This is a genomic window from Phreatobacter cathodiphilus (assembly GCF_003008515.1).
GTDB lineage: Bacteria > Pseudomonadota > Alphaproteobacteria > Rhizobiales > Phreatobacteraceae > Phreatobacter > Phreatobacter cathodiphilus.
This window is the reverse complement of the sequence record NZ_CP027668.1, coordinates 3,390,914-3,404,738: the sequence shown is the minus strand read 5'-3', so window position 1 is coordinate 3,404,738 and position 13,825 is coordinate 3,390,914. Positions and strand designations below refer to the sequence as shown.

Here is a 13,825-nt window from a genome sequence, read left to right as displayed (position 1 = left end):
TGCATGGAAAAGCGCGTTGTCTTCGACGGCAAGCTGCTGCCCTACGCGCTTCTGATGCCGCAGCTCCTCATCACCATCGTCTTCTTCTACTGGCCCGCGGCGCAGGCGGTCTGGCAGTCCTTCTTCATCCAGGACGCCTTCGGCCTGACGATGCAGTTCGTCTGGTTCGAGAACTATCAGGTCCTGTTCGCCAATCCCGACTATTACCGCTCGATGCTGACGACGCTGGTCTTCTCCTGCCTCGTCACCTTCTTCTCGCTGTCGATCGCGCTGATGTTCGCGGTGCAGGCGGACAAGCAGATCAAGGCCGCCGGCGCCTACAAGACCTTCCTGATGTGGCCCTATGCGGTGGCTCCGGCGATCGCCGGCGTGCTCTGGCTCTTCATGTTCCAGCCCTCGCTCGGCCTGGTGGCGCAGGCGATCCGGGCGCTCGGCATCGACTGGAACCCGCAGCTCAACGGCGGCCACGCCATGACGCTGGTGGTGATGGCGGCGACGTGGAAGCAGATCAGCTACAACTTCCTCTTCTTCCTCGCCGGCCTGCAGTCGATCCCGAAGAGCGTCATCGAGGCGGCCGCCATCGACGGGGCGCGCCCGGCGCGGCGGTTCTGGACCATCATTTTCCCGCTGCTGTCGCCGACCACCTTCTTCCTGCTGGTCGTCAACATCGTCTACGTCTTCTTCGACACGTTCGGCATCATCGACTCGGTCACCGGCGGCGGCCCCGCCCAGGCGACGACGACGCTCGTCTACAAGGTCTTCTCCGACGGGCGCCTGGGCGGCGACCTCGGCGGATCGGCCGCGCAATCGGTCATCCTGATGATCCTCGTCATCGGGCTCACCGCCATCCAGTTCCGCTACATCGAGCGCAAGGTCCAGTACTGATGGTCGAGCGCAAGACGATCTTCTCGTTCCTGCCGCACGTGATCCTGCTCGCGGGCATCTTCATCGTCGCCTTCCCGGTCTATGTGGCCTTCGTCGCCTCGACCTGGGATCCGGCGACCATCTCCAACGGCCAGATGCCGCTGGTGCCGGGCCCGCATCTCCTGGAGAACTATTACCAGACGATCTTCGTCGGCACCGCGAAGTCCTCGCGCGAGCCGGTCGGCATGATGATGCTGAACAGCCTGATCATGGCGCTCACCATCGCCATCGGAAAGATCGCCATCTCGATCATCTCGGCCTTTGCCATCGTCTATTTCCGCTTTCCCTTCCGGATGACCGCCTTCTGGGTGATCTTCGTCACGCTGATGCTCCCCGTCGAGGTGCGCATCTATCCGACCTACAAGATCGTCGCCGATCTCGGCCTGCTCGACAGCTATCTCGGCCTGACCGTGCCGCTGATCGCCTCCGCGACGGCGACGCTGCTGTTCCGGCAGTTCTTCATGACCGTGCCCGACGAGCTGGTGGAGGCCTCGAAGATCGACGGCGCCAGCGCCATGCAGTTCTTCAAGGACACGCTGCTGCCGCTGTCGATCACCTCGATCGCGGCGCTGTTCGTCATCCAGTTCATCTACGGCTGGAACCAGTATCTGTGGCCGCTGCTGATCACCACCCGCGAGAGCATGCAGACCATCGTCATCGGCATCAAGAAGATGATCGTGACGCAGGACGCCCTGACGGAGTGGCAGATCGCCATGGCCACGGCGGTGCTCGCCATGCTGCCGCCGGTGCTGGTGGTGATCCTGATGCAGCGGCTCTTCGTCAAAGGCCTGGTCGAGACCGAGAAGTGAGGCAATTCCGATGAGCGAGGTCGTTCTCGACAAGGTCCGCAAGGTCTATGCCGGCGGGGTGGAGGCCGTGCGCGGCGTCGACATCCACGTGCCGGCCGGCGCCTTCTGCGTGCTGGTGGGACCGTCGGGCTGCGGCAAGTCCACGCTGCTGCGCATGATCGCGGGGCTGGAGACGATCACGTCGGGCGAGTGCCGCATCGGTCCGCGGCGGGTGAACGAGCTCGAGCCGGCCGAGCGCGACATCGCCATGGTGTTCCAGAACTACGCGCTCTATCCGCACATGAGCGTCTACGACAACATGGCCTATGGCCTCAGGAACCGCGGGACGCCCAAGCCGGAGATCGACGAGCGGGTGAAGGAAGCCGCGCGGATCCTCGAGATCACGCCCTTCCTCGACCGCAAGCCCAGGGCGCTCTCCGGCGGCCAGCGTCAGCGCGTCGCCATGGGCCGCGCCATCGTGCGCAAGCCGCAGGTCTTCCTGTTCGACGAGCCGCTCTCCAACCTCGACGCCAAGCTCCGCATCCAGATGCGCGTCGAGATCAAGAAGCTGCAGCGGGCGCTGGCCGTCACCTCGGTCTACGTCACCCACGACCAGCTCGAGGCGATGACCCTCGCCGATGTGCTCGTGGTGATGAACAAGGGCGAGGTGGAGCAGACCGGCGCGCCGCTCGATATCTACGAGACGCCGGCCTCGACCTTCGTGGCGAGCTTCATCGGCGCGCCGCCGATGAACCTCATCCCGGTGGCGGCGGGTGAGGCCGGGCCGAGGGCCGACGGGCTGACCGGCGGGCGGGGCCTCGCCATTCCGGCGGGGGGCGCGATCCTCGGTGTCAGGCCGGAGCACCTGATGGTGGTCACCGGCGCCGTGCCGGAGGATTCCCTCGGCATCACCTTCCCCGTCTCGGCGGTGGAGGCGGTGGGCGCCGAGACCTTCGTCTACGGCCCCATCGGGGGCACGGGGCAGGACATCATCGCCCGCCTGCCGGGCAAGGCGCTGCTGGCGCCGGGAACGCCCGTGTCGGTGGCGGCGAGTGCCGAGCACCTTCACCTCTTCGACCGGCAGACGGGCAAGCGCTTCGGGCCGTGAGGCCCGCGGCACGGCCGCGCACGGCCTCGCCGGCTCCGTCCTCCCCAACCTTGCGAGCGGGCGGAGCCGTCGCCATATTCGGGAAGCGCCGGAGGTTTCCGGCGCACCGGGTGCCTCCGGGGCCCGGCCGATGTCGCTCACACGAGGACTTCGCCCATGTCGCGCGTGCCATCCCTGTCGTCGCCGTTCCTGCTGGGTTTCGACCAGCTGGAAAGGGTGCTGGACCGGGTCACCAAGGGGGCCGAGGGCTATCCGCCCTACAATATCGAGCGGATCGCCGCATCGACCCAGGGGCCTGAACGCCTTCGCATCACCCTCGCCGTCGCCGGCTTCACCCGCCAGCAGCTCGAGGTGACGGTGGAGGAGAATCAGCTCCTCATCCGCGGCCGCCAGATGGACGATGCCGAAGGGCGCGACTTCATCCACCGCGGTATCGCGGCACGCCAGTTCCAGCGGGTCTTCGTTCTCGCCGACGGCATGGAGGTCATGGGAGCCGACCTGAAGAACGGGCTCCTCTCCGTCGATCTCGCCCGCCCCGAGCCCGAAAGGATCGTCCGGCGGATCGACATCGCGGCGCAGGACTGACCCCGGAAGGGTTCACCGCCCGCACCAACCTGCCTTCAAGGAGGTTAGACCCATGATCGACCGTTCCCCCATCACCCCGGAGCTCCTCGCCCAGCTCGGCGTCGCCAAGGTCGCCTATGTGAAGCCGATGCGCTCCGACGAGATCACCCGCATGTTCCCGCAGGCGCCGGCCCTGCCGCCGGGGCTCGACCTCTTCGCTCTCGTGTCGGCCGACGGCATGCCGATCATGGTCACGGACCGCCGCGAGGATGCGGTGGCGAATGCCTGGCAGAACGAACTGGAGACCGTCAGCCTGCACTGAGGCTCCGGCGGGGGCGGGCGGCGCGGCCGCCCGTCAGCCGCTGGCGGCCGAGCTCTCGCGCACCTGCCAGAAGCGCAGGACCCTGAGCGCGGTGTGGGTCGTCAGCTTGGCATAGCTCTCGCGCGCCTCTTCCAGCGCCGCGGGAGCAAGACCGCCGGAGCCCGGCCGGGTCTGCAGGATGGCGCGCAGCGTCGCCCAGGACAGGCCCGCGGCGCGGGCGAGGATCAGGATCGGGTCCGGCCGGTCGCCGACGAAGAGACGCTCCACCATGTCCAGCGGCACGCCGCAGAGGACCGAGAGGCTGCAGACGGTCTCGTCGAACTTGCCGGCCTCGGCATAGGCGCGCAGCTCGTTCTCGCCCAGGGCGCCGCGGCCGTGCTGGACGACGATCGCCCGGTGGATGGCGGTATAGTCCCGCGCGCCGTCGGCGGTGCCCACGGCGATGCGGTCGGCGACGCCGGCGAGGGCGCCGGAGAGCTGGACCTTCTCGCGCGCCGTCGTCGTGGCGACGAGGCGCTTGCGCACCTCCTCGCGGGCGGTGGAGAGGATGACGCGGAAGAGATAGGGCGGGATGTCCTTGCGCAGGCCCACGCATTCGGCCAGCAGGTCGTCGTCCTTCGACCGCTCCACCAGCGCGTCGTAGCCCTTGGTGGAGAAGCGGGCGCCCTCGTTGGCGGCCACCGACATGGCGACCCGCGAATCACCGCGCTCCACGAGGACGTCGGTCACCGTCTCGCCGACCGTCTTGCGGCCGGCGATGGCCAGCATGTGCTCCTGGCTCTTGGTGCGGGCGATGGCGGCGAGGGTGGTGTCGTCGAGCTGCGCCGACAGCATCAGGATGGGTCGGGCGACGTCGATCTCGTCGTCCTGCGCCAGACTGCGGATGATCGTCTTCGGGGCGCTCATCACCGGGGCCAGCCGCTCGGCGAGCTCCCGGCGGACCGCCTTCTCCATCGCGCTCGACAGACGCAGGATGACGTCGTCGAACAGTTCGATCTGCGCTTCGGTGTAGCGCTCGGCATCGCGAAGGAAGAGGTCCGTCACCCGGCGCAGCGTCTCGACGCGCCGGCCGCTGGTGCCGCGGGAGATCGCGTCTTCAAGTTCCTCGATGATGGAGGCCGACGGCATTTCCCGGTAATTCCCTCACAATACTTGCGAAATAGAGACGGGGGGATGGTATCGGCGGCGCCTTAAGAAGAGGTTGCGGGAAACGTACAGAAGCACGACTGTCGCTCGCGGAGCGGCTGGCGGACCCCTCCGGAAGGGCGGTTTCAGGGGGGTGTGAAAAACTTCGCCGGATGCGCTTGATGACCGGAAAGAAATGTGCAAAACACGCGCTCCTTGAGCGGCGAGCCCGCTCGAGCACCCGGCGGATGACCCACGATCCGCCTGTTCCCGCGGGGACAAACGGGGCCATAGCTCAGCTGGGAGAGCGCTTGCATGGCATGCAAGAGGTCGGCGGTTCGATCCCGCCTGGCTCCACCAAACACCCGCTGCTAACCTCTGACTGTCTTTGGTGGCGCAATCTCTGCGCCTTTCCGGGTGGTTAGCGCCCCGTTTGGGCATTCGAGCGAACCTGAGACGCCGGTCGGCGCCGTTTCGGCCTCTGCGCTCAAGCGTCTCAAGCACCAGATCGCGCCGCCCGGTGTCATCGTCATCGATGTCGAGACGGGCGACCTTCAGCTACCCGGAGCCGTCAATCCCGCCATGGCCGTCTATGCTCCGGCCAAGGCCAGGCTGGAGGCTCTCACCGAGAATGTCGAGGATCTTGCAGTCGATAGCATCCATTTGCGCGACCCGCTGCGGCAAGAGGAAGTGGCTCCTTCAGCGAGCAAGGGCAGTGCCGCGGCCTGCCAATATCACCATACCAGCCGCAACGGGGCTCCTTCCGCCGTGTCCGGCTTCCCGTCAGCGCTCCACCTCCAGCCCATCCGGCGTTCAGCGGCAAAGCCGATCGTTCCCGAGGGATATCGGCATCGGAGGTCTTCTCCACGGCGACGGCGACGACGACCCGTGCGGCTGTTTGGAGCCGCTCCAAGTTGCGCTGGGGCTCTTGCCGGAAAATGGCAGTTGAGACATAGATGCCGTCGCCCTTCGCCTGCCGTTCGACAGACGAATAGCCTAAGCCTGACTGACCCGCTGCGCATCGCGCAGCGGGTCTTTTTTCTTTATTCAAATATTTCTTGTTACATGGGCGAAAAATACGCAAAATGGGCGACTGTCATCCGTTTGCCACATCGGTATACACGAAGACAGCGGGCTTTCCTGCCGCACGGATCGCCCATGGTGCGCCAGTCCTGCCGATGGGCGGACTGCATCGGCTCCCCATACGGGAAGTGAATGGCGATATCGGGCCAGATGAATGCGCCGGCCTAACTTCAAGACACCCTGCCACAATGGTTATGCGACAATAATATCGCTGTCACACGGCGAGGTATGACTGCCGAAAACGTGATATGACTGCGAATTTCCGAATTATAATAGCTCAAAACTGATTATCATCTTTGTCGTCAGGATTGGAATCGGTCGTTCTGCCTGTTAAGCGCGGCTCAGGGCCCGTTCATCCTGCCGGCGCACGGCCCCGGTATCGCCCTCAGAATTCAAAGGTTCCGTTCCATGACACGCTTTGCCCGTTCCCTGACGGCCAGCACGGCCGTCGGGTTGATCGTCGCGGCAGGTTGCCTGCCCTCCCTCGCCCAGGACAGCGCCGGCGGCGCCACGTCCGAAATCGTCGTCGTCGGCCGCGGCGAAAGTGAAGGACCCGGCACGCCCGCCACCCAGGTGAACACCGAAAGGCTCAACCAGGAAGGCCGCGAGCGCCTCGACAACACGCTGAGGACCGTGCCCGGCGTCTTCACCCGCCAGAACGCCCAGCAGCCCGGCGTCGCGGTAAACATCCGCGGCTTCGAGGGATCGGGCCGCGTCAACATGACGATCGACGGCGTTCGCCAGAACTTCCGCTTCACCGGCCACGAGGCGGGAGGGTTCACCTATGTCGACCCCAATCTGCTGGCCGGCATCGACGTGGTGCGCGGCGAGGTGACGGGGGTCGGTGGCGGCGCCCTCGCCGGCCGGGTCAATTTCCGCACCCTCGACGTGCAGGACGTGGTCTTCGGCAACAAGAACTGGGGCGTGCTCAGCCGCTTCTCCATCGGCAGCAACGGTGCCGGCCTGTCGGAGATGATCTCGGGCGCCTATCAGGGTGCCAATGTCGGCGTCATCGGGGCGATCAGCAAGCGCAACTCGACCGACTACCGCAGCGGCGACGGCACGCGCGTCGCCAATTCCGGCCAGGACCTCGTCTCGGGCCTGTTCAAGACCAATCTCGCCTTCGGCGAGGGCCACACGCTGCAGCTCGGCGGGGTCGTCTACAACAACGACTTCTTCGCCAACTCCTACTTCCAGACGCTGCAGAACCAGACCTTCACGCTGAAATATCGCTACGACGCGCCGAGCCCGCTCGTCGATGTCAGGATCAACGCCCACTACAACAACCTGCGCATGCACTACACGGGATCGACCTCCGGGACCGGCTCGGCCCTCGGCCGCAAGATCCAGGACACCGGCCTCGGCTTCGACGTGTCCAACGTGGCGCTCTTCGACGTCGGGCCCGTCGGCATCCGCAACCAGACGGGCGTCGAATATTTCCACGACACCGTCACCGGCGACACGAGCGGCGTGAACCCGTCGAGCGGACGCAGCTCCGTCGGCGGCGTCTTCACCGACACGACGTTCCGCTATGGCATCGTCGATGTGGTCGCCGGCCTGCGCTACAATTTCTACACGCTGCGCGGCGAGGGCACGCTGCCGCCGCTCGGCAATTACAGCGTCGACCAGTCGCGCGGCAGCGTCGATCCCAAGCTGACCCTGGCGGTGAACGTGCTGCCCTGGCTGCAGCCCTATGTCACCTGGGGCCGCTCCATGCGGGCGCCCACCCTGCAGGAGACCATGCTGGGCGGCAGCCATCCGGGCGGAGCGACCGCCACCATGTATCCCAATCCCAACCTGGTGCCCGAGAAGTCACAGGGCTGGGAATTCGGCTTCAACATCCGCCGCGAGGGTCTCTTCACGGCGACCGACCGCTTCCGCGGCCGCGCCAACTATTATCTGAAGTCGATCGAGGATTACATCGTCGGCCAGTATCTGAGCACGGCGAGCCCGGCCGGCACCTATTACGTCAACGTGCCCGGCACCAGCCGCGTCCAGGGCATCGAGCTGGAGGCCGACTACGACGCCCGGGTGGTTTTCGCGCGGCTCGGCTATGCCTATGCGGACAGCAAGCTGCCTTCCCAGTTCGCCGGCCTCGGCGCCAGCCAGTACCTGCCCAAGCACACACTGACCGTCACCGCAGGCGCCCGGTTCCTCGACGAGCGGCTGACGGTCGGCGCCCAGTACAAATATGTCTCGGAGGGCCTCGTCGCCGGTTACAACGCCACCTTCACCGGCGGCGTCGCGGTGCAGGGAGGCACGCCCTACCATCTCGTCGACCTGTTCTCGACCTACAAGGTCAGCGAGCAGGTGGAGGTGTCGCTGAAGGTCAACAACCTGTTCAACGTCCAGTACACGCCCTTCCTCAACACGACGGGGGCAGGCCCTGGCCGGACCTTCCTGGCCTCCACGCAGGTCAGGTTCTGAACCAGCGGCGGCGGGTCTGAAAGGCCCGCCGCCCGCCGCAGGACTGGCCTGCCGGGCCTGCCGTCCCGGCCGGCCCGATCCAATGCTAAAGGCGGCGCATGGACGCCGCCCCATGACATCGATCCCCGACGCAGCGCCGGTCGCCGCGACCGCCCGGCCCGCCGAGCGCCTCCTGCTCGGGCAGGTGTCGCTCGCCCATCTGGTCAGCCACGTCCACATCATGACGGTGCCGGCCCTGCTGCCGCTGCTGCCCGGCCATTTCGGCTCGAGCTTCATCGAGATCGGCGCGGCGCTGACGCTGTTCAACCTGGTGTCGCTGGTGGTGCAGGCGCCGATGGGCTTCGTCAGCGACAGGCTCGGCGCCCGGCGGGTGCTGGTGGCCGGGCTGATCCTCGGGGGCCTGAGCTTCACCGGCCTCGCCATGGCGCCCGGTTACGGCATGCTGCTCGCGGCCATGGCGGCGGCGGGGCTCGCCAACGGCGTCTATCACCCGGCCAACTACGCCCTGCTCGCCCGCGGCATCGACGGCGCCCGCATGGGCAAGGCCTTCTCCCTTCATACCTTCGCTGGCTATCTCGGCACCGCGATCTCGCCGCCGCTCCTGCTCGGCGCGGCCGCCCTGTCTGGCGTCTCCGGGGCGTTCGCGGTGGCGGGGGCCCTGGGGCTCGGCATCGGCCTGCTGCTGCTGGTGACCGGTCGGGAGCCGCGGCAGGCGCCGCAGCCGCGCAAGGACGAGCCGGACGGCGCCGCGGCCCGGCCGCCGCGCGCACGCCTCCTCACCGGCACGGTTCTGGCGCTGACGGCGATGTTCGTGCTGCTCAACCTGTCCACCGGGGGCATCCAGTCCTTCTCCGCCTCGGCCCTGGTGATGGGCTACGGCATCGATCTCGCCGGCGCCAATGCGGCGCTGACGCTGTTCCTGTTCATGAGTGCAGGCGGCGTGCTGGCGGGAGGGACGCTCGCCGACCGCACCAGCCGGCACGGCCTGGTGGCGGCGGGCGCCTTCCTCGCCACGGCCGTCATCGCGACCGTCATGGCGCTCACAACCCCGTCGGTGCTGGTCGCGACCCTGCTCCTCGGCCTCGCCGGCTTCCTGTCGGGGATCATCACGCCCTCGCGCGACATGCTGGTGCGGGCGGCGGCCCCCAAGGGCGCCGAGGGCATCGTCTTCGGCATCGTCTCGACGGGGTTCAATATCGGCGGGCTCGTCGGCCCGCTGCTGTACGCGGCGCTGCTCGACCAGGGCCAACCGCGGGCGATCTTCGCAGCGGCGGCCGGGTTCATGGTGCTGACGGTCGTGTTGACGGTGATCCAGGACAGGCGGGCGCGCGGCTAGCCTGCCGGGGGCTCGGAATCCTTGGTGCCGGGCTTCGGGAACATGCCCGATCCCGGGGTCTTTTCGGGGTCGATCTGATCCTCACGTGCGTGGGGACCCTCCGGCGGTACCTTGGGCTTGTGGGTGCCGGGATCGATATGGGGCTTCTTCGGGTCCTGGGTCATGCTCATCAATGCGCGGTGCCCCCGCCGGTTCCGCGGATCGTCGGACGACTCGACGGCGCGCGCGGCTGCCGGCATGCTCGCGCGCCGCCTTCAGCCATCCTGCCCCGGCGCCATGAGGATCCTGCCCGTGAAACTCTTCTTCTCCCCCGCGTCCCCCTTCGTCCGGAAGGTCATGGTCTGCGCCATCGAGCGCGGCATCGACGGCCAGATCGAGAAGCTCGGCTCGGCCGCCCATCCGATCAACCAGGACGCCTCGATCAAGGCGCACAATCCGACCGGCAAGGTGCCGACGCTGGTGACCGACGACGGCACGGCGATCTACGACAGCCGCGTCATCTGCGAGTTCCTCGACTCGATCGGCGGCGCGCCGGGCCTCTTCCCCGCCTCCGGCGCCGAGCGCTGGAAGGCGCTGGTGCTGCAGTCGGCCGCGGATGAGATGCTGGATGCCGCCCTCCTCGCCCGCTACGAGACCGTGGCGCGCCCCGAGGCGCTGCGCTGGGCCGACTGGCACAAGGGCCAGATCACCAAGATCCACACGACCGTGAAGGCCTACTCCGACGAATGGATCGGCCATCTGGAGAGCCGCCTCGACATCGGCACCGTCGCGGCCGGCGTGTCGCTCGGCTACCTCGACTTCCGCTTCCCCGACATCGGCTGGCGCGACGGCAACGCGCGGCTCGCCGCCTGGTATCAGGGCTTCGCCGAGCGGCCCTCGATGAAGGCGACGCTGCCGGTGGGCTGAGGCGCGCGGGCCGGCTCAGGCGGGGGCGGCGCCGCCGCTCCGGCCGGGGGTCAGGGCCCTCAGGGCGTTGAGGATCACCGCGACGTCGATCACCTCCTGCATGACCGCGCCTTGAACCGGCGTGATCAGGCCGAAGGCCGCCGCCGTCATGCCCGCGACGGAGAGGCCGAGGCCGGCGACGACGCTCTGGAGGGCGATGGACCGCGAGCGGGCGGCGATCGCCAGCGCTTCCGCCAGCCGGTCGAGCTGGTCGACCAGCAGCACCACGTCCGCCGTCTCGGCGGCTGCGGCGGAGCCCGTGGCGCCCATGGCGACGCCGATCTCGGCCGCGGCGAGGGCGGGGGCGTCGTTGACCCCGTCGCCAACCATCATCACGGCGCCGAAGGCGCGCTCGGCGACGACGATGGCGACCTTGTCGCCGGGGGCGAGATCGGCGTGAATGGCGTCGACCGGCAGGTCGGCGGTCACCGCCTCGGCCACCGCCCGGCGGTCGCCGGTGGCGAGCACGATGCGGACGATGCCGAGGCCGCGCAGGCGGTGGAGCAGGTCGGCGGCGCCGGGTCTGAGCTCGTCCACCATGAGGAGGCCCCCGGCCAGCCGCCCGTCGACCGCCACGGCCACGACGATGCCGCGGTCCTTGCCCAGCATCCGCAGCGGGTCGGCATCGTCCCCGTCGGTGAGAGCGGTGACGAAGCCGACGCCGCCGACGGCGACCTCGCGCCCGTCGATGGTGGCGACGACGCCCTCGCCGGGGACCTCGCGGGCCTCCGACGGCACGGCCAGGCCGAGGCCCCGGGCCTCCGCGGCCGCGACCAGCGTGCGGGCGACGACGTGCTTGGACACCTGGTCGGCGGAGGCGGCGAGGCGGAGCAGTTCGCGGGGAGAGAGTCCGCCGAAGACGATTTCCGAGGTGATCTCGGCCTCGCCGCGGGTGAGGGTGCCGGTCTTGTCGAAGACGAGCACACGGACGCGTGCCAGAGCCTCCAGCGCCTTGCCGCCCTTGATGAGGATGCCCCGGGCAGCCGCCCGCGACAGGCCGGAGACGATGGCGACGGGCACGGCGAGGATGAGCGGGCAGGGCGTCGCGACGACGAGGACGGCGACGGCGCGCACGGGATCGCCCGACAGCAGCCAGGCGCCGCCCGCCATGGCGACGGCGAGGCCGAGGAAGGCGAGGGCGAAGCGGTCGGCGAGGCGGGCCATCGGCGCCTTCGAGCGCTGGGCGCCCTCCACCATGCGGACGATGCCGGCGAGGGTGCTGTCCTTCGCCACCCGGCCGGCGGTCATGTCGAAGGGGCCGCCGACATTGACCGTGCCGGACAGGACCGCCTCGCCGTCGCGCCGCTGGACGGGGACGGATTCACCGGTGATCGCCGCCTCGTCCAGGACGGCGAGGCCGCCTGTCACCGTGCCGTCGACGGCGACCACGTCGCCCTGGCGCACCAGCAGGCGGTCGCCGATCGCGACCTGCGCCAGATCGACCTCGGCGAGGCCGGCCGCCTGATAGCGCATGGCCGTGTGCGGGGCGCGCCCGAGGAGGGCCGCCATGTCGCGCCGGGCGCGACGCTCGGCGAAGGCTTCGAGGTTCTGCCCGCCGGCATACATGAGGGCGACGACGGCTGCAGCCAGGGTCTCGCCGACGAGGAGCGCGGCGGTCATGGAGAGGAAGGCGACGAGGTCGAGGCCCACCTCGCCGCGCCGGAGGCTGGTGACGATCTCGACGGCGAGGGCGAGGAGGACGACGAGGGTCGCGGCGCTCCAGAGCGCGCCGGAAACGGCGGGGTGGCCGAGCCAGCCGGCGAGGAGGCCGCCCGCGAGCCCTGCGGCCGGCACGACGGGCAGGAGCGCCTTGATCCGGTCCGCCGCCATCGAAGCCCTCCCGGCACGGCGCGCGGGGGGCACCGCCGTCGCGGCAGGACTAGCAGCGACGGCATCATTTTGGAATGATTCAGAACAAGCGCCGGCGACCGCGGGGCCGCCGGTGCGGACCCGGCGTCACTGGGGCCGGGCGAGCGGGCAGGCGCTCTCCGCCAGCGGCTGGATCATGTCGGCCGCGGCGATGGTGGAGCGAACGTGCAGCAGGTCCCAGGGGCCCTTGGATTCCGCCGGCGCCTTGACCTCGACCAGCAGCATGTCGCGCATCAGACGGCCGTCGGCGCGCAACTGGGCGTTGTTGGTCATGAAGTCCTGCACGGGCAGCTCCTTCATCTTGGCCATGACGCGGTCGCCGGCATCGGTGCCGGAGGCCTGCACGGACTTCAGGTAGTGCAGCACGGCGCTGTAGACGGCGGCCTGGGCATGGGTCGGCGGGCGGCCCATCTTCGCCTCGAAGCGGCGGGAGAAGGCGCGGCTCGCGTCGTCGCGGTCCCAGTAGTAGCCGGCGAGGAAGGTGGTGCCCTGGGCGATCTCGTTGCCGATGCCCTTAACGTTGACGAGGGTAAAGATCGGCACGGCGAGCTTCACGCCCTGGCGCATCAGGCCGAACTCGGAGGCCTGCTTGATGGCGTTGGTGGTGTCGGCGCCGGCATTGAGCAGGGCGAGAACCTGCATGTTGCCGCCGCCCTGCATCAGGAAGGAGGAGAAATCCATCGAGTTGAGCGGATGGCGCACGGCGCCGATCACCTCGCCGCCGCGGGCGCGCAGCGTCTCGGTCATGTCGCGCTGCATGGCGTGGCCGAAGGCATAGTCGGCGGTGAGCAGGAACCAGCGCTTGTGGCGGTCGCTCAGCAGGGCGGTGGCGAGGCCCTTGGCCAGGGCATAGGTGTCGTAGAGCCAGAGGGCGCTATTCGGCGTGCAGGACTTGCCGACGAGGTCGACATTGCCCGAGCCGACGTGGACCACGACCTTGTTCGACTGGCGGATCATGTCCTGGATCGCCAGCGACACCCCGGAATTGGCGATGTCGAAGAAGGCGTCGGCATTGTCGCCGTCGATCATGCGCTTCACCAGGGTGGCGGCGATGTCGACCTTGTTCTGGTGGTCGGCGCTCATCACCTGGATCGGCTTGCCGGCCACCGTCGGGCCGAAATCCTCCACCGCGAGTTCGGCGGCGACCACCGAGCCGCGGCCGGACGTGTCGCTGTAGGCGGAGGACTGGTCGTTGAGCACCACGAGGCGGACGGTGTCGTTCGAAATCTGGGCGGAGGCAGGCAAGGCTGCCGCCGCCAATAGGGCGGCGCCGGCGCAATGCCGGAACAACGTCTTCAACATCACGGGATCTCCTTGGATGTGGTCTCGGGGGC

12 protein-coding genes and 1 tRNA gene are annotated in these 13,825 nt (G+C 68.5%); 9 read left to right on the top strand and 4 right to left on the bottom strand.

Features of this window, described 5'->3' with window-relative positions; genetic code table 11:
- Positions 1–3 precede the first annotated feature (3 nt).
- From ugpA to C6569_RS16280, 5 genes are all read left to right on the top strand, one after another.
- A complete protein-coding gene (gene ugpA, locus C6569_RS16300; RefSeq protein WP_106749831.1) occupies positions 4–885 on the top strand; it encodes a sn-glycerol-3-phosphate ABC transporter permease UgpA in 882 nt (293 codons plus the stop codon).
- Positions 885–1,733 carry a sn-glycerol-3-phosphate ABC transporter permease UgpE gene (gene ugpE / locus C6569_RS16295; protein WP_106749830.1) on the top strand — a complete coding sequence of 283 codons (849 nt, stop codon included), beginning with the start codon at positions 885–887 and terminating at the stop codon, positions 1,731–1,733. Before ugpA ends, ugpE begins: the two co-directional genes overlap by 1 nt.
- A gap of 10 nt (positions 1,734–1,743) precedes the next feature.
- On the top strand, positions 1,744–2,820 hold the full coding sequence (locus tag C6569_RS16290) for a sn-glycerol-3-phosphate import ATP-binding protein UgpC (RefSeq protein ID WP_106749829.1): 1,077 nt from the start codon (positions 1,744–1,746) through the stop codon (positions 2,818–2,820).
- Positions 2,821–2,976: 156 nt separating this feature from the next.
- A complete protein-coding gene (locus C6569_RS16285) occupies positions 2,977–3,405 on the top strand; it encodes an Hsp20 family protein (protein WP_106749828.1) in 429 nt (142 codons plus the stop codon).
- A gap of 52 nt (positions 3,406–3,457) precedes the next feature.
- Positions 3,458–3,706 carry a BQ00720 family protein gene (locus tag C6569_RS16280; protein WP_106749827.1) on the top strand — a complete coding sequence of 83 codons (249 nt, stop codon included), beginning with the start codon at positions 3,458–3,460 and terminating at the stop codon, positions 3,704–3,706.
- 33 nt (positions 3,707–3,739) lie between these two features.
- Here the strand turns inward: C6569_RS16280 and C6569_RS16275 are convergent, their stop codons facing one another.
- Positions 3,740–4,834: a DUF2336 domain-containing protein gene (locus C6569_RS16275; RefSeq protein ID WP_106749826.1), complete on the bottom strand. Its 1,095-nt coding sequence runs from the start codon at positions 4,832–4,834 to the stop codon at positions 3,740–3,742.
- A 281-nt stretch (positions 4,835–5,115) separates the two neighbouring features.
- Here C6569_RS16275 and C6569_RS16270 point away from each other — a divergent pair.
- The 3 genes from C6569_RS16270 (at position 5,116) to C6569_RS16260 (ending at position 9,677) form a co-directional block, all read left to right on the top strand.
- A tRNA-Ala gene (locus C6569_RS16270) sits at positions 5,116–5,191 on the top strand.
- Positions 5,192–6,322: 1,131 nt separating this feature from the next.
- Entirely contained in the window at positions 6,323–8,341 is a 2,019-nt protein-coding gene (locus C6569_RS16265; RefSeq protein WP_106749825.1) for a TonB-dependent receptor domain-containing protein, read from the top strand.
- Positions 8,342–8,453: 112 nt separating this feature from the next.
- Positions 8,454–9,677, top strand: coding sequence for an MFS transporter (locus tag C6569_RS16260; RefSeq protein WP_106749824.1), 1,224 nt, complete (start codon positions 8,454–8,456; stop codon positions 9,675–9,677).
- Here the strand turns inward: C6569_RS16260 and C6569_RS22000 are convergent.
- Entirely contained in the window at positions 9,674–9,847 is a 174-nt protein-coding gene (locus C6569_RS22000; RefSeq protein WP_181313789.1) for a hypothetical protein, read from the bottom strand. The two genes, C6569_RS16260 and C6569_RS22000, sit on opposite strands and share 4 nt — an antisense overlap.
- Positions 9,848–9,968: 121 nt before the next feature.
- On the opposite strand from C6569_RS22000, the gene C6569_RS16255 reads away from it, so the two are divergent.
- Positions 9,969–10,583, top strand: coding sequence for a glutathione S-transferase (locus C6569_RS16255; RefSeq protein ID WP_106751094.1), 615 nt, complete (start codon positions 9,969–9,971; stop codon positions 10,581–10,583).
- A 15-nt stretch (positions 10,584–10,598) separates the two neighbouring features.
- On the opposite strand, the gene C6569_RS16250 is transcribed toward C6569_RS16255, so the two are convergent.
- Positions 10,599–12,452, bottom strand: coding sequence for a heavy metal translocating P-type ATPase (locus tag C6569_RS16250; protein WP_106749823.1), 1,854 nt, complete (start codon positions 12,450–12,452; stop codon positions 10,599–10,601).
- Between the two features lie 126 nt (positions 12,453–12,578).
- A complete protein-coding gene (locus C6569_RS16245; RefSeq protein ID WP_106749822.1) occupies positions 12,579–13,793 on the bottom strand; it encodes an ABC transporter substrate-binding protein in 1,215 nt (404 codons plus the stop codon).
- Positions 13,794–13,825 lie beyond the last annotated feature (32 nt).